The organism is Kitasatospora sp. NPDC101183 (genome assembly GCF_044767945.1).
Taxonomy (GTDB): Bacteria; Actinomycetota; Actinomycetes; order Streptomycetales; family Streptomycetaceae; genus Kitasatospora.
Window position 1 is genome coordinate 1 of the sequence record NZ_JBIWOW010000042.1, and the last position, 19,311, is coordinate 19,311.

16 protein-coding genes and 1 rRNA gene are annotated in these 19,311 nt (G+C 74.1%); 9 read left to right on the forward strand and 8 right to left on the reverse strand.

The annotated features are described in order from the left end of the window. A 5S ribosomal RNA gene (gene rrf / locus ACIRRS_RS35930) occupies positions 1-91 on the forward strand; the annotation flags it as partial. 875 nt (positions 92-966) lie between these two features. On the opposite strand, the gene ACIRRS_RS35935 is transcribed toward rrf, so the two are convergent. From ACIRRS_RS35935 to ACIRRS_RS35945, 3 genes are all read right to left on the reverse strand, one after another. Continuing rightward, a complete protein-coding gene (locus ACIRRS_RS35935) occupies positions 967-2,292 on the reverse strand; it encodes a TolB family protein (protein WP_402980393.1) in 1,326 nt (441 codons plus the stop codon). A gap of 174 nt (positions 2,293-2,466) precedes the next feature. Beyond that, positions 2,467-3,237 (reverse strand): lysophospholipid acyltransferase family protein, encoded by a 771-nt coding sequence (locus ACIRRS_RS35940; RefSeq protein WP_402980396.1) that lies wholly within the window; start codon positions 3,235-3,237, stop codon positions 2,467-2,469. Between the two features lie 247 nt (positions 3,238-3,484). Further along, complete coding sequence (locus ACIRRS_RS35945; RefSeq protein ID WP_402980399.1) at positions 3,485-3,910, reverse strand: DUF4395 domain-containing protein; 426 nt, start codon at positions 3,908-3,910, stop codon at positions 3,485-3,487. A gap of 157 nt (positions 3,911-4,067) precedes the next feature. Between ACIRRS_RS35945 and ACIRRS_RS35950 the strand changes: the two genes are divergently transcribed. The 5 genes from ACIRRS_RS35950 (at position 4,068) to ACIRRS_RS35970 (ending at position 9,160) form a co-directional block, all read left to right on the forward strand. After that, the gene (locus ACIRRS_RS35950; protein WP_402980402.1) at positions 4,068-4,481 is read left to right on the forward strand and encodes a TlpA family protein disulfide reductase; all 414 of its coding nucleotides are present in this window, start codon (positions 4,068-4,070) and stop codon (positions 4,479-4,481) included. Between the two features lie 247 nt (positions 4,482-4,728). Further along, on the forward strand, positions 4,729-5,514 hold the full coding sequence (locus ACIRRS_RS35955; RefSeq protein WP_402965508.1) for an electron transfer flavoprotein subunit beta/FixA family protein: 786 nt from the start codon (positions 4,729-4,731) through the stop codon (positions 5,512-5,514). 46 nt (positions 5,515-5,560) lie between these two features. Beyond that, a complete protein-coding gene (locus ACIRRS_RS35960; RefSeq protein WP_402980405.1) occupies positions 5,561-6,523 on the forward strand; it encodes an electron transfer flavoprotein subunit alpha/FixB family protein in 963 nt (320 codons plus the stop codon). Between the two features lie 130 nt (positions 6,524-6,653). Continuing rightward, on the forward strand, positions 6,654-8,069 hold the full coding sequence (locus tag ACIRRS_RS35965) for an acyl-CoA synthetase (protein ID WP_402980408.1): 1,416 nt from the start codon (positions 6,654-6,656) through the stop codon (positions 8,067-8,069). Positions 8,070-8,296: 227 nt separating this feature from the next. Beyond that, positions 8,297-9,160 carry a C40 family peptidase gene (locus ACIRRS_RS35970; RefSeq protein ID WP_402980411.1) on the forward strand — a complete coding sequence of 288 codons (864 nt, stop codon included), beginning with the start codon at positions 8,297-8,299 and terminating at the stop codon, positions 9,158-9,160. 36 nt (positions 9,161-9,196) lie between these two features. Here ACIRRS_RS35970 and ACIRRS_RS35975 read toward each other — a convergent pair whose 3' ends face one another. Beyond that, complete coding sequence (locus tag ACIRRS_RS35975; RefSeq protein ID WP_402980414.1) at positions 9,197-10,114, reverse strand: ribokinase; 918 nt, start codon at positions 10,112-10,114, stop codon at positions 9,197-9,199. 313 nt (positions 10,115-10,427) lie between these two features. Between ACIRRS_RS35975 and ACIRRS_RS35980 the strand changes: the two genes are divergently transcribed. Together ACIRRS_RS35980 and ACIRRS_RS35985 are read left to right on the forward strand one after the other, a co-directional pair. Continuing rightward, a complete protein-coding gene (locus ACIRRS_RS35980; RefSeq protein ID WP_402980417.1) occupies positions 10,428-11,498 on the forward strand; it encodes an NUDIX domain-containing protein in 1,071 nt (356 codons plus the stop codon). A 142-nt stretch (positions 11,499-11,640) separates the two neighbouring features. After that, positions 11,641-12,453, forward strand: a complete 813-nt coding sequence (locus tag ACIRRS_RS35985) for a DUF4184 family protein (RefSeq protein WP_402980420.1) — start codon at positions 11,641-11,643, stop codon at positions 12,451-12,453. On the opposite strand, the gene ACIRRS_RS35990 is transcribed toward ACIRRS_RS35985, so the two are convergent. Further along, positions 12,429-13,793 carry a dipeptidase gene (locus tag ACIRRS_RS35990; protein ID WP_402980423.1) on the reverse strand — a complete coding sequence of 455 codons (1,365 nt, stop codon included), beginning with the start codon at positions 13,791-13,793 and terminating at the stop codon, positions 12,429-12,431. The genes ACIRRS_RS35985 and ACIRRS_RS35990 overlap by 25 nt on opposite strands. A gap of 234 nt (positions 13,794-14,027) precedes the next feature. Between ACIRRS_RS35990 and ACIRRS_RS35995 the strand changes: the two genes are divergently transcribed. Beyond that, positions 14,028-15,248 carry a geranylgeranyl reductase family protein gene (locus ACIRRS_RS35995; protein WP_402980508.1) on the forward strand — a complete coding sequence of 407 codons (1,221 nt, stop codon included), beginning with the start codon at positions 14,028-14,030 and terminating at the stop codon, positions 15,246-15,248. 126 nt (positions 15,249-15,374) lie between these two features. Here the strand turns inward: ACIRRS_RS35995 and ACIRRS_RS36000 are convergent, their stop codons facing one another. The 3 genes from ACIRRS_RS36000 to ACIRRS_RS36010 form a co-directional block, all read right to left on the reverse strand. Beyond that, positions 15,375-17,690 carry a glycosyl hydrolase family 18 protein gene (locus tag ACIRRS_RS36000; protein ID WP_402980426.1) on the reverse strand — a complete coding sequence of 772 codons (2,316 nt, stop codon included), beginning with the start codon at positions 17,688-17,690 and terminating at the stop codon, positions 15,375-15,377. A gap of 263 nt (positions 17,691-17,953) precedes the next feature. Further along, positions 17,954-18,361 (reverse strand): RidA family protein, encoded by a 408-nt coding sequence (locus ACIRRS_RS36005; protein WP_402980429.1) that lies wholly within the window; start codon positions 18,359-18,361, stop codon positions 17,954-17,956. A 48-nt stretch (positions 18,362-18,409) separates the two neighbouring features. Then, on the reverse strand, positions 18,410-19,225 hold the full coding sequence (locus tag ACIRRS_RS36010) for an ATP-grasp domain-containing protein (protein WP_402980432.1): 816 nt from the start codon (positions 19,223-19,225) through the stop codon (positions 18,410-18,412). Positions 19,226-19,311 lie beyond the last annotated feature (86 nt).

The following is a 19,311-nucleotide window of genomic DNA, read 5'->3' on the forward strand; positions in this document are numbered from 1 at the left end:
GCCCGGTTACATTCCGAACCCGGAAGCTAAGCCTCATAGCGCCGATGGTACTGCAGGGGGGACCCTGTGGGAGAGTAGGACGCCGCCGAACAATCTTTGTGAAGAACCCCCGTCCGGGATCCGGATGGGGGTTCTTTGCGTTTCCGGCTATTTCCGCAATTTCGAAGCCGGCCCGCCTCTGTTCCTGTCGGTGGTCAGCGGCATGATGAGCGCCGTGACCAACAGTGCAGACCTGAACCCCGGTCAGATCCCTGGATACGAAGGCGGTCCTCTCGCCCACCTCCCCGAGCTTCTCGATGAGCCTCTGTTCTGGCTGGGCCACCTCTACTCATGCGTACAGAGCGAGGAGGCCGAGGAGCTCCTGTTCGGTGCGGACTACGAGGCCGCAGGGGGCTTTCACCGTCGGCTTCGCGGGCGCACGGAGTGGCCCGCCTTCTCCGTCCCGGTCGCGGCAGGCCGCCTGTACATCGTCTGCCGCAACCTCGAGGAAGACTCGGGCACCGACTTCCTCCTGCACCACCCTGACTGGGACAGGGCCGAACTGCTCGCCCAGGACGACGGCCACTTCATGGGTCCCGGCCTGTCATGGCCAGAGTTGATCTCAGCTGCCGACAACGGCCTGGCCGGCGGCTCCACCACCGACCCTGACAGTCGTCTGCTGCTTCTCCTGCCAGCCTTCGGAGACTCGACCGTTCCCACCTCGGCGGCCGCGCGCCTGGCGACAGCCCTACGCACCCGAACCCAGGTCGAGAACCCGGAAGAACTGGCGACAGCCCTGCTGGAGGGCCAGGGTCCCTGCGGCCCGACGCGGTGGACGGTGACGAGCACCGGCCAACGGATCAACGATGGCGGCCACTCGTTCCGCAATCCCGCCAACACCTTCGCCCTCTCGGCGGGCCGCCTGTCCAGGGTGTCGGCGGCATTGGCCCCCTGAGCCAAGGTGGACGGGGCAGGTGCGGACAGGCCTCAGTTGTCGCTGCCGGCCTGCCCCTGCGGCTGTGCCGCGGCCTGTGCGGGAGCAGCAGTCGGGCTCGGGCTCGCGCTCGGGGAAGCGTCGTCGGTGGGGGCGGCGGACGGCGAGGCCTGGGTGACGGCCTGGACGGCGACCGGGGCGGTGCCCCAGGCGGGGCGGCTGAGCCACTTCTCGCCGATGTTGGTGAGCCGGGCGACCGCTGTGCCGTCGGGGTGCATGGTGTAGAGGTCGGCGCCGGCGCCGGTGGGGGCCTGGACGAAGACGACGGACTTGCCGTCCGGCGCGAACGCGGCCGTCCCGTAGTAGGTGTCGGACGGTGCCGGGGTGAGCGCGATGATGGCGGTGCCGTCGGGGTGGACGCTGTAGATGCCGCCGCCCGGGGCGTAGTCGACGTCGGTCGGGTAGGTGGTGAAGAGGATCTGGCCGCCGTCGGGGGACCAGCTGGTCCGCTCGCCGGCGCGCAGGCCCCACGGGGTGAGCTGGCGCAGGTTGGTGCCGTTGGCGTCGACGACGTAGATCGCGCGGCTGTTGGCGGGCTGGCCGCTGGCGCTGGTGTGGTACTCGAAGGCGAGGTGCTTGCCGTCGGGGGACCAGCTGGGGTTGCTGACGGTGCCGGAGTACGGCTTGTCGTTGGTGAGGAAGGTGAGCCGCTGGACGTCGGTGCCGTCGGGGCGCATCAGGTACAGGTCCGAGTACTGGATCTGGTTGTTGGCGGCCGGGTCGAGGGCGCCCCAGGAGCGGCTGAACGCGAGCTGCTTGCCGTCCGGCGAGTAGGAGGGGGAGCGCTCGTCCTCGTTGGCGCAGTCGGCGGTGCCGCCGTCGCAGAGTCGGCCGATCTCGTGGGCGGTCTCGCCGGTGGAGGCGACGGTCCACAGGCGCGCGGCGCCGGTCTGAGAGTCGGTGCGGTCGAAGGCGATGGTGGTGCCGTCCGGGGACCAGTCCGGGCGGTCGTCGAGGAAGTGCTCGGGCGGCTGGGTGACCTGGCGCTCGCCGCTGCCGTCCGGGGCGAGGGCGACGATGGCGCTGGAGGTGCGGGCGGCGTCCACGAAGGCGCGGCTGACGATCTGCCCGTTGTGCGCGGTGACGGCCGGGGCCGCGGTGGCGGCGCTGACCGGGTCCGTCAGGGAGATGCCGGGCATGCCGGGGAAGGTCGGGGTGGCGGTGGGGGACTCCGGCCGGATCTCGGAGAGGGGGATGTCGCCGGGCTCGGCGCCGCAGCCGGTGAGGAGGGCGGCCACGAGCAGCAGGCCCGCACCGGCGCTCGCGCGGGTACGGGCCTTGCTGGTGGGGGGAGGCCCCGGGCGGTTGTTCCGCGTCATCTCCGTCTCCGACCTTTCCCGACCGATCCGACGTGTGCTCCGGTGCCGGCGGCGGTTCAGGACGGAACGGCCGGGCGCCTGGAAGGAGCTGTCACTGTGTCAGACGGGAGGGCGCGGGAGCCGGGCGACACGCGACGGAACGATTCCGCTCGGTCACTCGGAGTAGAGGGTGGCTCAGCCCCGGGCGGCGCGGCGCTCGGCCTTGGCGAGGGCCTCCGCCTCGTCCTCGGCCTCGGCGACCTCCAGGGTCGGTGCGGTGCCGCCGAGCTGGGCGGGCAGCCACCAGGTGTCGTCCGCGCCGGAGGGCTTGGCCGGGTACTCGCGCTGGGCCCGGTCGAGCATCTCGCTCATCGCGGCGCGGAGTCTGCGGGTGACCATGACGGGCTTGTCGTCCGGGCCGAGGCGAATCGGTTCGCCGATCATGATCGTCACCGGGACGTGCCGCTTGGTCAGGGTCTTCGGGCGGCCCTTGGTCCACAGTTGCTGGGTGCCCCACAGGACGACGGGCAGCAGCGGGGCGCCGGAGTCGGCGGCCATCCGGGCGGCGCCGGTCTTGAACTTCTTGAGCATGAACGAGCGGCTGATGGTCGCCTCGGGGAACACCCCGACGACCTCGCCGGCCTTGAGGGCGCGCACGGCGGCCTCGTACGCGGGCTGGCCGTCGGTGCGGTCGACCGGGATGTGCTTCATGCCGCGCATCAGCGGGCCCGAGATCCCGTGCTTGAAGACGTCGTCCTTGGCCATGAACCGGGTCTTGCGCTTGCCGCCCCGGTAGGCGCCGAGGCCGGCGAAGAGGAAGTCGAGGTAGCTGATGTGGTTGCTGACCAGGACCGCCCCGCCGGTGGCGGGGATGTGCTCGGCGCCCACGATCTTGACCCGCACGTCGAGCGCGCGGAAGGCGGTGAGGGCGGCGCCGATCACCGGCGGGTAGACGAACTCTGCCACGGTCAGTCCTGACTTCCACGGGTCGGGGCCCGGTACGGCGGGATGCCCGCGTCCTGGCGCGGGGGCCGACCGGAGCACGGCACGCCGCGGCGGTCACGGGTGATACACGGAGATGATCCCCCGAACGAGTGCCCGCTGTCACCTGAGCCGTGCGGTCAAGCGGATTTTCGCGGTGTGATGTCCGTGATGGGCGCCCGCGGGAACTTCTGCCGGACGGCCCCACGCGGGAGGCCCCGCTCGGGCCCGCTCAGACCCCGGGAGTGAGGCGGCCCCGGGCGCGGCGCACGACCGGGTAGAGCTCGCAGCCGAGGCAGTAGCCGAAGGCGGCGTTGAGGAAGGCGGCGGCCAGCGCGCAGGAGGTGGCGAGCAGGCCGAGCCACTCGACCCGCGTGAGGAAGCCGAGGGCGCCGATGGAGGCGAAGACCAGGCCGATGCCCTGGGCGAAGCGCAGCGGCCGCTCGTCCTCGGTGGTGGAGGGCGGGCCCAGGCGCGGCAGGACGAGGGCGCGGAACACCAGGCCGTACGGGGAGAGCCGGGGCCCGCCGCAGGCGGCGAGGGCGAACACGGCGGCCTGGGCGGCGAGCAGGAGGCTGCTGCCCGTGACCAGGGCGAGGACCAGGACGGCGCAGGTGAGGACGGCGGCGAAGCGGGGGCCGCGGGGGTCGGTCTGCACGGGGGCCTCCGGAGGGTCGCGGCGGGCGGAGGGTCCGTTCGGCGACGGCGGGGAGCGCCGCCGCTCGTACGGAGTCCGTCCGCGGATCGTACGGGGGCGCGGCCCGGCGGGTCGACCGGTCTTTCGCGGGCGGGGTCCCGTGCCTCAGACTGGAGGGATGCCCGGATGGATGGTGTGCGTCGTCGTGCTGACGGCGGCGACGGCCTTCGGGCTGGTTCGGGCCGGTCGCGACGGGAGGATGAGGGTGCCCACCACGGACGGGGCGGTACGGCTGTCGGAGGCGGAGCTGGGCGGGGCGCTCGGCGAGCGGGCGACGCTGGTGCAGTTCTCCACGGCCTTCTGCCAGCCCTGCCGGGCCACCCGGCGGGTGCTCGCCGAGGTCGCGGGGATGGTGGACGGGGTCGCGCACCTGGAGGTGGACGCCGAGGACCGCCTGGAGCTGGTCCGGCGGCTGGACGTGCGGCGTACCCCGACCGTGCTGGTGCTCGACGGGGAGGGCCTCGTGGTGCGTCGCGCGGCCGGGATGCCGCGCAAGGCGGACGTGATCGCGGCCCTCGGCCGGGCGCTCTGAGCCGACCCCCGGGGCGGGGCGGCCGTCCGCTGGGGCAGGATGGGCCCGGGGCGGGTGGTGCGGGCCGTGACGAAGGCCTCGCCGCGTAAGCTACTGGCGAGTAGTGACCGTCGGGATACCGGCGAGTATGCTGCTGGACAAGTTCCGGACCGGCACGGGAACCGCGCTGCCCCGGAGCGGGCGCGTGTGGAGTTCGCCCGCTCGCCCAGCCGCAGCCGCCGGACGAGACCAGTACAGGAGACAGGCCGTGAGCTTGAGGATCGTTGTCTGCGTGAAGTACGTGCCGGACGCGACGGGTGACCGTCGTTTCTCGGACGACCACACCACCGACCGGGAGGGCGTGGACGGCCTGCTGTCGGAGCTGGACGAGTACGGCGTGGAGCAGGCGCTGCGGATCGCGGAGGCGAACGAGGGCGCGGAGGTGACGGTGCTGACGGTCGGTCCGGACGATGCGAAGGACGCGTTGCGCAAGGCGCTGTCGATGGGTGCGGACAAGGCGGTGCACGTCAATGACGAGGACGTCCACGGCTCGGATGTGATCGGGACGTCGGCGATCCTGGCGAAGGCGCTGGAGAGCACGGGGTTCGATCTGGTGATCGGTGGGATGGCGTCGACGGACGGCACGATGGGGGTGCTGCCGGCGCTGCTGGCGGAGCGTCTGGGTGTGCCGCAGCTGACGCTGCTGTCGGAGGTGTCGGTGGAGGGCGGCGTGGTGCGGGGCCGTCGTGACGGTGACGCGGCGACCGAGCAGGTCGAGGCGTCCCTGCCGGCGGTGGTGTCGGTGACGGACCAGTCGGGCGAGGCCCGCTACCCCTCCTTCAAGGGGATCATGGCGGCGAAGAAGAAGCCGGTGCGGTCGCTGGATCTGGACGACCTGGGCATCGAGGCCGGCGAGGTCGGCCTCGCGGGCTCCTGGACGGCGGTCGAGTCCGTGGCGGCCCGCCCGGCGCGCACCGCGGGCACGGTCGTCAAGGACGAGGGTGAGGGCGGGAAGCAGCTCGCGGCCTACCTCGCCGACCAGAAGTTCATCTAGTCCCACCCCGTTCGCGCATCCAACGATCGATCAGGAGCAATGAATCATGGCTGAAATCCTGGTTCTGGTGGACCACGCCGACGGTGTGGTCCGCAAGCCGGCCCTGGAGCTGCTGACCCTGGCCCGCCGTCTCGGCGAGCCGTCCGCCGTGGTCCTCGGCGCGGGTGCCGCGGCCGCCGGCATCGCGGCGAAGGCCGGCGAGTACGGCGCGGCGAAGGTGTACGTGGCCGACGGCGCCGAGTTCACCGACCAACTGGTCGTCCCGAAGGTGGACGCGCTGGCCCAGATCGCCGGGGCCGCCGCCCCGGCCGCCGTGCTGGTGACCTCCTCCGGCGAGGGCAAGGAGGTCGCCGCCCGCGTCGCCCTGCGGATCGGCTCGGGCATCATCACCGACGCCATCGACCTGGAGGCCGGCGACGGCGGTCCGGTCGCCACCCAGTCGGTGTTCGCCGCCTCCTTCCAGGTGAAGTCCAAGGTCACCAAGGGCGCGCCCGTCATCACCGTGAAGCCGAACGCCGTCGCTCCGGAGGCCGCCCCGGCCGCCGGCGCCGTCGAGAACGTGTCGGTGGAGTTCACGGGCAACGCCGCCAAGGTCACCTCGCGCACCCCGCGCGTCTCCTCCGGCCGCCCCGAGCTGACCGAGGCCGCGATCGTGGTCTCCGGCGGCCGCGGCGTCGGCGAGGCCGCCGGCTTCGGCGTCGTCGAGGAGCTCGCGGACGCGCTCGGCGCGGCCGTCGGCGCCTCCCGCGCCGCCGTGGACGCGGGCTGGTACCCGCACAGCAGCCAGGTCGGCCAGACCGGCAAGCAGGTCTCCCCGCAGCTCTACATCGCGGCGGGCATCTCCGGCGCGATCCAGCACCGGGCCGGCATGCAGACCTCGAAGACCATCGTGGCCGTCAACAAGGACCCCGAGGCCCCGATCTTCGAGCTGGTGGACTACGGCGTGGTCGGCGACCTGTTCGCCGTGCTGCCGCAGCTGACCGCCGAGGTGAAGGCCCGCAAGGGCTGATCCGGCACGGCGCATGAGCGGAGGGCGTGGCACCCGGGTGACCGGGGCCACGCCCTCCGCCGTTCCCGTGGCGGCGGGCGCGCGCCGTAGAGTCGGGCGCGACGATTCGGGCGAGGGCGAGGACGGGCGCATGGCACTGCTGACGGCACTTCAGGGCGACCACGGCGACGCGGCGGACGCGCTGCGGATCGACGGGCGGGCGCTCTCCCGGGAGGCGCTGCTGGGCGCGGCCGCCGCCGTGGCCGGCCGGGTGGCCGGGGCGCCCGCGCTGGCCGTGCTCGCCCGGCCGACCGTGGAGACCGTCGTCGCCGTGGTCGGCGGCCTGCTGGCGGGCGTGCCCGTGGTGCCGCTGCCGCCGGACTCCGGCCCCAAGGAGCGCGCCCACATCCTGCGCGACTCGGGCGCGGCGCTGCTCGCGCACGCCGCGGGCGAGGAGGCGCCCGAGGGCGCGGAGCCGCTGCCCGTGGACGCGGCCGAGCGCTCCGCCGCGACGTACGCCGAGCCGCCCGCCGACGCGACCGGCTTCGTGCTCTACACCTCCGGCACCACCGGCGCGCCCAAGGGCGCGGTGATCCGGCGCGAGGCGATCGCGGCCGACCTCGACGCCCTGGCCGCCGCCTGGCGGTGGACGGCCGAGGACACGCTCGTCCACGGGCTGCCGCTGTTCCACGTCCACGGGCTGCTGCTCGGCGTGCTCGGCGCCCTGCGCACCGGCAGCCGGCTGGTGCACACCGGGCGGCCCACCCCGGCCGCGTACGCGCAGGCGGGCGGCAGCCTGTACTTCGGCGTGCCCACCGTCTGGTCGCGCCTGGCCGCCGACGCCGAGGCGGCCGGGCGCCTGGCCTCGGCCCGGCTGCTGGTCTCGGGCAGCGCGCCGCTGCCCGTCCCGGTGTTCGAGAGGCTGGCGGCGCTCACCGGGCACGCGCCCATCGAGCGCTACGGGATGACGGAGTCCCTGATCACGGTCAGCACCCGGGCGGACGGCGAGCGCCGGCCCGGCAGCGTCGGCCTTCCGGTGGAGGGCGTGCGCACCCGGCTGGTCGGCGAGGACGGCGCGCCGGTGCCGTACGACGGGGAGAGCGTGGGCGAGCTGCAGGTCGCGGGGCCGACGCTGTTCAGCGGGTACCTCAACCGGCCGGACGCGAACGCCGAGGCGTGGACGGCGGACGGCTGGTTCCGTACGGGGGACGTGGCGGTGATCGGGGAGGACGGCTTCCACCGGATCGTCGGCCGGGCCTCCGTGGACCTGATCAAGAGCGGCGGCTACCGGATCGGCGCCGGCGAGGTGGAGGCCGCGCTGCGCGACCACCCGGCCGTCGCCGACGCGGCGGTGATCGGCGCGCCGGACGAGGACCTCGGACAGGCCGTCGTCGCGTACGTCGTTCCGGACGGGTCCGTGACGGGGGACCAGCTGACGGCCTTCGTGGCGGAGCGGCTCTCGGTGCACAAGCGGCCCCGGCGGGTGGTGCTGGTGCCCGAACTCCCCAGGAACGCCCTGGGGAAGGTGCTCAAGAAGGAGCTGCTCGCCCAGGACGGCGGGCGCTGATCCCGGGCGTGTCGGGCGCCGCCGGATGACGGGCCCTCACCCTGATGCGCCGTCGGCGGCCGCCACCCGAGAACCCTTCCTTTGGCTCACTCCACTGCGCACGGTGAGCGGACGCGTGCCTACCGTGACACGCAGGCAGAGCCCCGCCGGGGCGACCGCCTGAGTCCGCAGTCGTTCCCGCAGCCGCTGACACGGCGGCAGATCGCAGCAGTGAGGAAGCCAGCACCATGACCACCGTCACCAACGGCGCGCCGGATGCCGCCGACGAGTCGACCGGGCGGCACACCGCCGGGACCACCCACCGATCCGCCCGCGGGCCCCGGACGTCGAGGGTCCGGCGGGCGATAGCCCTGGCGGCCGTGATCGTGGCGGGTACGGGCGTGATCGGCCTCGGCACGAGCGTGAGCCCCGCCGCCGCCGAGTCGGCCCCGGCGCACGCCGGGTGGGACGGCTCGCGGTACTGGTTCAAGAACAGCCAGGGCCAGTGGCGCTGGACCACCCACTACAACGTGTACGTCGCGCGCACCGGCGGGAAGTCCTCCTCGGCCGTTCGCTCCGGTGGCGGCATCACCCAGGGGTGGGACGGCTCGCGCTACTGGTTCAGGAACAGCCGCGGCGAGTGGCGCTGGACCTCGCACTACGACGTGTACCTCGCCCGGACCGGGGGCGGCTCGTCCTCCTCGGGCTCCTCCGGCTCCTCGGGGTCCTCGGGCGAGGTGGCCGAGGACCGGGACGTCGAGACGGCCGTGGAGTACGCGCTCGCCCAGCTCGGCAAGCCGTTCCGGACGGCGGGCAACGGGCCGGACGGGTACGACTGCTCGGGCCTGGTGCAGCAGTCCTTCCGGCGCGGCGGCATCGACCTGCCGCGCGTGGCCAACGACCAGTACGAGGCGACCACGCCGATCAGTGCCGGCCAGCTGCGGCGCGGTGACCTGCTGTTCTGGTCGCCCAACGGCACCAGGCGCGGGATCCAGCACGTGGCGATCTATCTCGGCGGCAACCAGTACGTCGAGGCCGCGCGGCCCGGGACGAACATCCGGATCTCGCGGATCAGCAGCGGCTACTACCCGGACTACATGGGCCGGCCGTAGCCGCGCCGCCCGTGGTCGTCCTCGCCCCGGCCCGTCTCAGACGTCCCCGGGCCGGGGCAGGGCGCCGCGGGCTCCGAGGGCCGTGACGGCGAAGGCGCCGGCGGCCACGGCCCCGGCCGCCGCCTCGGGCAGGACCTCGCCCCGGGCGAGGCCGGCGGCGAGGGCCCCGCAGAAGACGTCCCCGGCGCCGGTGGTGTCGACCACCCGGACGGCGGGGGCGGGCAGTTCCATCGGCGCGCCCCCGGCGGCGACCAGTGCGCCCTCCCCGCCGAGGGTGACCACCACCCCCTCTGCGCGCTCGGCCAGGGCCAGGGCCGCCGTCGTCGCGTCCCCGGCACCGGTGAGCTGCCGGGCCTCCACCGCGTTCACCACCAGCAGCGGGCGGCGTCCGTCCGGCCCCGGCTCGGGCAGGGCGCCCGCGGGGGCGGCGTTGTGCACCCAGCGGGTGGCGCGGCCCGCGGAGTCGGCGGGCGGCAGGGCGGCGGCGACGGCGCGCACGCACTCCTCGGGCACCTCGTTGCTCGTCAGGACCACGTCGACGGGCAGCAGGTGAAGGCGCGCCAGGGCGTCCCCGACGTCCTCGGGGGTGAGGTGGGCGTTGGCGCCGGGGAGGACGACGATGCTGTTCTCGCCCGCCGGGTCGACCAGGACGATCGCCTGGCCGGTGGGGGCGTCCGGATGCACGAGCACGGCGCCCGTCTCGACCTGTGCGCCGTGCAGGTCGGCGAGCGCCGCCCGGCCCTCCGCGTCGCGCCCGATTCTGGCGACCAGGTGCGTCGCCGCGCCGAGGCGGGCCGCCGCCACCGCCTGGTTGGCGCCCTTGCCGCCGAAGCCGTGGGCCGCGTCGGTCGCGAGCACGGTCTCGCCGGGGGCGGGGAGCACGGGGCAGCGCAGGATGCGGTCGGCGTTGACCGAGCCGACGACGATCACACGTCCGGCGGGAAGCAGCATCATCGTTCCTTCGTAGGCGCCGGGGTGCGGTCGGCGCAAGGCGGGGGCGCGGGCGGACGGGAGCGCGCCGGGGCGCGTGTGCGCGAGCGGTGGGGGCGGGGTGGAGCTTTGACGACGACCGGCCCCCATGTTCCCGCGCGGGCGTCTGGCCTGGGCACATGCCCCTGTCAAAGGGCGCGTCGCCGCCCTGCGGCGGGTGCGTCGGCGAGGCATGGGGAGCGGCGTGGCGCGGGTACCACCACGGGTGGCGCCGGTCGGTGGACCGCGCGCCGCCCGGTGCGAACGGCACCGGGGTGAACCGAGGGCAGGGGGCCTTGTGATCGTCTGGGTCAATGGCACATTCGGGGCGGGCAAGACGAGTGCCTGCCGCGAGCTGGTGGAACTGCTGCCCGGGAGCGTGCTCTTCGATCCCGAGCTGGTGGGCTTCGGCCTGCGTCGGATGCTCCCGGCCGACCGGCTGGCGACGGTGTCCGACTTCCAGGACCTCCCGGCCTGGCGCCGGCTGGTCCCCGAGACGGCCGCGGCGCTGCTGGGCGAGGTCGGCGGGCCGCTGATCGTCCCGATGACGCTGCTCAGGGAGGACTACCGCGACGAGATCTTCGGCGACCTCGCCCAGCACGGTGTGGCGGTGCACCACTTCGTACTGGACCCAGAAGAAACGATCCTGCGTGAACGCATTGCCCGAAGGGAGGAGTGTCCGGGCGATCCGGAGGCCGACGAACGGATCCGACGGTGGTGCCTGGACCACCTGCCCCGCTACCGCGCCGCCCGCCGCTGGCTCGTCCAGGACGCGCGGATGATCGACAGCGGGGCCCTCACCCCGCGCGAGACCGCGCACCGGATCGCCGAGCTCTACCGGGTCGGCGCCGCGCGCTGCCCGATCGTCCAGTCCCCGGAGTCGACCGGGGACACCGTGGCCTCCGCCGTGCTGTTCTTCGACGAGCAGGAGCGGGTGCTGCTCGTCGACCCGGTCTACAAGCCCGACTGGGACTTCCCCGGCGGCGTCGTCGAACGCGGCGAGGCCCCGACGGACGCCGCGCTGCGCGAGACCGCCGAGGAGCTCGGACTGCGCCTGGACCCCTCGCTGCTGCGGCTGCTCGCCGTCGACTGGGAGCCGCGCACCGGACCGCGCCGGGGCGGGCTGCGGCTGATGTACGACGGCGGGCTGCTGGACGAGGAGGGGCGGGAGAACCTGCTGCTCCAGCAGGAGGAGCTGCGCGGCTGGCGGTTCGTCACGCTGGACGAGGCGGCGGACCTGCTGCCGCCGAGCCGCTACCGGCGGCTGGCGGCCGCGCTGGACGCGCGGCGGTGCGGGGAGCTGCGCTACCTGGAGGCGGGGGCGCGGGTCGCGCTGGGGCTGGCGACGCGGACGGCGGACGCGGCGTGAGGGCGGGCGCGGGCTGACGGCGGGCGGCGCTCGTCGGGGCGGTGCGCCGTCGTGGTGGCGCGCCGTCGGCGGAGGCCGGGTCGGGGGCGGTCGGGTCGAGGGCGGTGCGCCGTCGTGCGCGGCGGGCGGCAGGATGGGAGGCATGCCGTTCACGCTGAGCCACCCCGCCGCCGTCCTGCCCCTGCTGCGCGCCGCCGGGGAGCGCGGGCCGCTGGTGGCCTCGGCGCTGGTGGCCGGGTCGATGGCGCCTGACGTGCCGTTCTTCGCCGAATCCCTGCTGCCCGGGGTCTACGGCCACGGCGGCCTCACCCACCGCTGGTGGGCGGTGCCCACGCTGGACGTGGCGATCGCCGGCGCGCTGGTGGCCGGCTGGCACGGGCTGCTGCGGGCGCCGCTGGTCGGACTGCTGCCCGAGGGGTGGGCCGGTGGCGCAGAGGCGCTGACGGTACGAACGGGGCGGCCGGGGCGGGCGGGCAGTGTCGGCTGGTTCGCGGCCTCGGCGGCGATCGGCGCCGCCACCCACGTGGGCTGGGACGCCTTCACCCACGGCGGCCGCCTCGGCACGCGGCTGCTGCCCGTGCTGGAGCGCCGGGTCGCCGGGGTGCCGCTCTACGAGGCGGCGCAGTACGGGAGTTCGGCGCTCGCGCTGGCGGCCATGGGCGGCTGGGCGGCGCGGGCCGTCCGGGCCGCGCCGCCCGTGACTCCTGCCCTGAGGCCCGGGCCCGGGGTGCGGCGGGCCGCCGTCGCGGCGCTGGGCGCGGCGACGGCGGCTGGGGTGGTGCACCGTCTCAGCCCGCTGCGCCGCAACCTCGTGCCCGAGGTCTGCTTCGGCGCCGGGGCCGGGCTCGCGGTCGGCGCCGTCGGGTACGCGGCGCTGGCCGTGGCCGCCCGCCGGTGGCGCGGCGGGCGGGCGCGGGGACGCAACCTGCCTCAGGCGGAGCGCAGTTCGGCGTAGCGGCGCAGGAACAGGGCCTCGGTGAGGGCCATCCGCTCCAGCTCCAGCGGGTCGACGCTCTCGTTGACGGCGTGGATCTGGGTGGTCGGCTCCTCGACGCCGATCAGCACGATCTCGGCGCTCGGGTAGAGCGTGCGCAGCGTGTTGCAGAGCGGGATCGAGCCGCCCTCGCCGGAGGCGACCATCGGGGTGCCGAAGGCCGTCTCCATGGCCTCGCCCATCGCCTCGTACGCCGGGCCGGTGGTGTCGGCGAGGAAGGGGGCGCCGTTGCCCTGGCGCTCGACGGTGAGGCGGGCGCCCAGAGGGGTGCGGGCCTCCAGGTGGGCGACCAGGGCCTCCTGGGCGGCGGCCGGGTCGGTGCCCGGCGGCACGCGCAGGCTGACCAGGGCCTTGGCGGCGGCCTGGACGGAGGAGGTGGCGCCGATCACCGGCGGGGCGTCGATGCCGAGGACGGTGATCGCGGGCCGGGCCCAGAGGCGGTCGGCCACGGTGCCGGTGCCGGTCAGGGCGACGCCGTCGAGGACCTTGGCGTCGGCGCGGAACTGCTCCTCCGGGTACTGCACGCCCTCCCAGGACCGGTCGGCGGCCAGGCCCTCCACGGCGACGTCGCCGTTGTCGTCGTGCAGCGAGGCGAGGATGCGCACCAGGGACTGCAGCGCGTCCGGGGCGGCGCCGCCGAAGGCGCCGGAGTGCAGGTTGCCGGCCAGGGTGGTGAGGCCGACCTCGATCGCCGTCATGCCGCGCAGGGAGGCGGTGACGGTGGGCAGGCCGGGGGCGAAGTTACCGGTGTCGCCGATGACGATGGCGTCGGCGGCGAGCAGTTCGGGGTGGGCCTCGGCGTAGCGCTCCAGGCCGCCGGTGCCCTGCTCCTCCGAGCCCTCGACGATGATCTTCAGGCTGACGGGGTAGGCGTCGCCGTACACCTGGCGCAGCGCCCGAAGGGCCGTCAGGTGCATCAGGATGTTGCCCTTGCAGTCGGCGGCTCCGCGCCCGTACCAGCGGCCGTCGCGCTCGGTCAGCCGGAAGGCGGGGCTGAGCCAGGCGGCCTCGTCGAGCGGGGGCTGCACGTCGTAGTGCGAGTAGAGCAGGACGGTCGGGGCGCCCTCGGGGCCGGGCAGTTCCGCGTAGACGGACTGGGTGCCGTCCGGGGTGTCGAGGATGCGGACGCCGGTGAGGCCCTCGGCGGCGAAGGCGTCGGCCACCCAGCGGGCGGCCTTCTCGCACTCCTCGACGGGGAACTGGCGCGGGTCGGCGACCGAGGGGAAGGCGACCAGTTCGGCGAGGTCGGTGCGGGCACGGTCCATCAGGGACCGGACGGCATCGGCCAGGGGCTGTGACATCGGTGCTCCGTGGGGGCGGGGCCGCCCGGAGGGGTGCGGGCGGGGCGATCGGTCGGGTACCCGCCGATCATAGGCGGAGGCGATCGGGCGGGTCAGGGTGCGGTGGGCTCCGCCGGGTCGGGCGGACGCATAGGATTGCTGGCCGTGACTGACTCCGGAAGCCCCGATTCCCTGAGCCCGCTCGACGACCGGGCCGGTACGCCCGGCGAGGCCGTTGCCGAGGCGGCCGTCGACGTGGCGGTCGAGCCCACTGCCGAGGACGCCGCCGAGTCCGAACGGCTGGGCGGGGTCTGGGACGTGGTGGTGGTCGGCGCGGGCCCGGCCGGGGCCTCGGCCGCGCACGCCGCCGCCGTCCAGGGCCGCCGGGTGCTGCTGCTCGACAAGGCCGAGCACCCCCGCTACAAGACCTGCGGCGGCGGCATCATCGGCCTCTCCCGGGACAGCCTGCCGCCGGACTTCAAGCTGCCGCTGCAGGACCGGATCTTCGCCGTCACCTTCGCCTACAAGGGCCGCTACACCCGCACCCGCCGCAACGAGCGGATGCTGTTCGGGCTCGTCAACCGGGACGAGTTCGACCTGCGCCTGGTGCAGGCGGCCGAGCAGGCGGGCGCGGTGCTCGCCACCGGAGTGACCGTCACGGGCGTGGAGCAGCGCGGCGGCGGCCACCGGACGGCGCTGGTGACGGCGGCGGACGGGCGCAGCTTCGAGGCGCGCGCGGTGGTCGGCGCGGACGGCAGTGCCAGCCGGATCGGCCGGCACGTCGGCGTCACCTTCGACCAGATCGATCTGGGCCTGGAGGCGGAGATCCCCGTGCCGCCGCAGGTCGCGGCCGACTGGGCGGGCCGCATCCACCTCGACTGGGGCCCGCTGCCCGGCAGTTACGGCTGGGTGTTCCCCAAGACGGAGAGCGGCAGCCTGACGGTGGGCGTCATCTCGGCGCGCGGCGACGGCGAGCGGACGAAGCAGTACCTGGCCGACTACATCCGGCGCCTGGGCCTGTCGGGCTTCACCCCGGCCGTCGAGTCCGGGCACCTGACGCGCTGCCGGGCCGAGGACTCGCCGCTGTCGCGCGGGCGGGTGCTGGTCGCGGGGGACGCGGCCGGGCTGCTGGAGCCGTGGACGCGCGAGGGCATCTCGTACGCGCTGCGCTCGGGCCGACTGGCCGGCGAGTGGGCGGTGAAGGTCGCGGAGGCGGGGGACGCGGAGTCGGTGCGGCGCGAGGCGCTGAACTACTCGTTCGCCGTCAAGGCCGGGCTGGGCGTGGAGATGCGGGCCGGCAAGCAGCTGCTCGGGGCCTTCGAGCGGCGGCCGTACCTGTTCCACGCGGCGGTGTGCCTGGTGCCGGCGGCCTGGCGGGCCTTCGCGCGGGCGACGCAGGGGCACACCACGTTCGCGCAGGTGCTGCGGCAGAACCGGGCGGCGCGGAAGCTGGCGGCGACGGCGGCGGCGCGCTGAGGCCGTCCGTACGCGTGGCGGTGCTGCCCCCGCCCGTCGGGTGACGGGCGGGGGCAACCGTCCTTCTGCCGGTGCTGCGTGTCGGTGCTGCGTGTCGGCGCTACGTGTCGGTGCTACGTGTCGGTGCTACTTGAGACCGGTGTCGATGGCGGACATCAGGCTGCCGGACGGGGTGTCGCCGGACATCTCCCAGATCATGCCGCCCAGCAGGCCCTTGGACCTGAGGTAGGCGGTCTTCCGGGCGATGGACCAGGCGTCGTCGAAGGTCCACCACTGGCCGCCGGCGCCCGTGTAGCCGTACGTGGACACGGACGTGGGGTCGTGGTAGACGGTCAGGTTGGGGACGCTGGTGAGCAGGTTGTTGTACCCGCGCGTCCCGGCCTCCTCGGCGAACTGGCCCGGGGCGGCGCCGTTCGCCGACTGCCAGGCGCCGTTCGCCCCGGCGCCTCCGGCCGCCACGCCCTGCCAGCCCCGGCCGTAGAACGGGAAGCCGATGGTGAGCTTGCGGGGGTTGACCCCGGCGGACAGGTAGGTCTGGACGGCGGAGTCCACGCTGAAGTGGAACGGGTAGGGGTCGTTCGGGTCCTGGTAGAGGTTGCTGGCCTGGCCGGTGCGGTTGGGCTCCCAGGAGTTGTCGCTGCCGGAGCCGTGGAAGTCGTAGCCCTGGATGTTGGCGACGTCCAGGCCGGTGAAGATCTTGGAGAGGTCCCAGCCGGCGGCGACCTTGGCCGGGTCGGCCGGGGTGAAGGCGGTGAGCAGCTTGTGCGAGCCGCCCAACGCGTCGAGCTGCTTGCGGAATTCGGCGATCAGGGCCGTCAGGTTGGCCTTGTCGTTGGGGCTCCAGTGGTTGCCCGCGTGGCCGTCTCCGGAGCCGGGCCACTCCCAGTCGAGGTCGATGCCGTCGAAGATCCCGGCGGCCGTGCCGTCGCCGCCGGCGCCGTTGTAGGCCGGCAGGTTGCCCTTGATCCAGGTGTCCACGCAGGACTTGACGAACTTCTGGCGGGAGGCGTCGGTGGCGGCCACGTCCGAGAAGAACTTGGAGTACGTCCAGCCGCCGAGGGAGACGACCACCTTGAGATTGGGGTACTTGGCCTTGAGCTTCTTCAACTGGTTGAAGTTGCCCCGGAGTTTGCCCCAGCCGTCGTCGGCCACGCCGTCCACCGACTGGTCGGCGCTCATGGGGCGGGCGTAGTCGGCGTCGGCGTCACCGGCGCCGGTGCCCTGGTCGGGGTCCTGGGGGTTGGAGGTGGTGCCCTTGGTGACGCCCGCGAGGCAGGTCAGGTTGGTCGGATCGATGTTCTCGAAGGCGTAGTTGATGATGTCGAGCTTGGCGGCGCTGCCCGAGGTGTCGAGGTTCTTGACGAAGTACTGGCGGCCGTAGATGCCCCACTGGACGAAGTAGCCCACGCGGGCGTACTTCCCGGCGCCCACGATGTCCCCGGTGGTGACGCTGAGCGGGGCGGAGGCGGGGGAGGTGTTGTCGGCGGGGTCGCGGGCCTGCACGGTGAACGTGTAGGCGGTGGACGGGGAGAGGCTGCCGATCTTCGCCGTCAGGGTGCTCCCGCCGACGGTCGCGACGAGGGCGCTGCCCTGGTACACGTCGTACGCGGCGACCCGGACGTTGTCCGTGGAGGCGTCCCAGGCGAGCGTGACGTCGGACGAACCGACCGCCGTGGCACGGAGGTTGGTCGGCGCGGTCGGCGGGACCTTGTCCGTGGACGGGTCGAAGGTGGAGGCCGTCACGGGCGCGCTCGGGGCGCTGGTGTTGCCGCGGGTGTCCTTGGCCCGGACGGTCAGGGTGTACGAGGTCGCCGGGGTGAGGCCGGTGACCACGGCGGAGGCGGTGGTGCTGGAGGCCACCACGGCGGAGCCGTTCAGGACGTCGTAGGAGGCGACCGGGAAGTCCCCGGCCTTGGCGGCGGGCCAGCTCAGGGAGAGCGTGTGCGCCGTCGACTCGGTGACGGTGGGGGCGCCCGGAGCGCCCGGCGGGACGTCCGGGGTGCCGTCGCACTTGTCGCCGTTGATGCGGCAGTTGAGCGGTGCGGAGACCGGGCCGTTGCCCACGAACCAGAAGCTGTACGGCTCGGTGGTGCTGTGGGCGTTGACGGTCGCGTTGTAGAAGGCGGCGACGGCGGTGACGTGGCTGCCGTTGACCGTCGCGGTGCCGTTGTAGGTGTTGCCGATGGTGACGCCGGTGGGTAGGTCGAACTCCAGCGTCCAGCCGCTCACGGCAGCGGCGTTGTCGTTGTGGACCACGTAAGTCCCCTGCCACCAGGAGCCGTTGTCGGCGGTGGCGAAGGTGGCGGTGAGCTTTCCGGCGGCGTCGGCGTTCGCGGGGGCGGCCAGCGCGGTCAGGACGGCGAGTGGGAGGAGCAGGACGGACAGCAGTGCGAGCAGTCTGCTGCGCAGGGGCGGTCGTCCCGCCCGGGATCGAGCGGACATGGTTCTCCCTGTGGCTGTGGGGGTTGAACAGGGGTGCGTAGAACCGGAGTTGTGGTGCGTGTGCGATCGTTGCCCGCGCCGTGGGGAGACGGGGGCATGGGCACTGTAGGAGGACTGGACCAATGCGTCAACAGGTCTGTACCACTGGGGAGTTGTCGCACGGAGAAGGTCCGGGCTCCCTGTCGGGAGTCCGGGCCTTCGCGCGGGTGCGTTCTCCGGCGCGTTCTCGGGTGCGTTTGCGGGTGTGCCTGCGGGTGGGCGCTCTACTGCTGCGCGACGATCGCCAGCGCCTCGATCTCGATCAGCACCTCCGGCCGGAACAGCGCCGCGACCTGCATCGCCGAACTCGCCGGGCGCCGGGAGGTGTCCACGTGCGCGTCCCGCGCCTCGCGCACGGCCTGGAGGTAGGCGATGTCCGTGACGAAGATCGTGAACTTCACGACGTCGTCGAACGTCGCCCCGGCCGCCTCCAGGCAGCGCCGCAGGTTCTCGAACACCTGCCGCGCCTGCGCGTGCGGATCGCCCGCACCGACGAGCGCGCCGGTCTCGTCGAAGGCGACCTGGCCGGAGATCTGCACCAACCGGCCGGAGCCGGTGACGACATGGGTGTACCCCGTACCGGGGGCGACTCCGGGCGGCTCGGCGATGTGGGTGAGATGAGAGGTGGTCATGCCGGTGATCGTGGGGCAGGAGGGACGGGAGCGCAACCGGTTTCGGCGTCAGTCCACGACCTCGGGGAGCTCGCGCAGGAACGGCCGGTCGGCGGGGCGGAGCCGGGAGGCCGGACCGGCGGAGCGCAGCACCACGTCCAGCGCGCCCTCGGGATCGGCGGCGTAACCACCGCTGGCCCAAGCCGCGTTGGCCTCGACAACGGCCCAGTGGCCCTCGTCCGTCAGGCCGACGTCCACCACCGCGGCGCTCGGCAGCGGGGCGCACTCCGCCGAGGCGGCCAGCACCTCGCGCGTGAACGCGAGTACCTCGCGGCTCTCGCGCTTCCCGCCGCCGAGCGGCGCGACGCGGAGGTCGCCGTTCACCGAGTAGAGCGAGGAGGCTTCCACCCTCCCGTCCAGGACGAACAGCCGGAACTCCTCGCCGAACCGCACGACCTCGCTCACCAGCACCGGCGTGTCCCCGGGCAGTACATCGGGCCCGGGCAGCGCGCTGCCGTGCGGATGGACGCGGGCGGGGAACAGCTTGTCCGCCGGAGGCTTGACGAAGGCGGGGCGCTTCAGCCGCCGCCGGGCCCTCGCCAACGTGGTGAAGGACACCTGCCGCCTGGTCAGTGCCAGCGGAAGCCGGGTCAGCCAGTCCGCCGCCGGCTCCAGCAGGCCGAGGCCGAGCTCCCGTCCGACGGCGTCGGCGAACAACGGGCCGCCGTACAGGTGCACCGGCTCGCCGACCAGCTCCCGGGGCGCCCGCCAGGACGTGGCCGTGCGCGCCCGCAGACCGCGCCGGCCGGCGGCCGTGCGCAGCTGGTGGCCCGTCTCGGTGACGCGCGGGGCGAGCAGGAGCACGCCCGGGGAGGTGGTGGTCATGCGGTCGATGCTGCCGTGGGGGCGGCGACGGGCGCCAGCGGGTTTCGGGCGGGCGGGGCGGGGGTGGTCTTGGTCGCGGGGCGGGC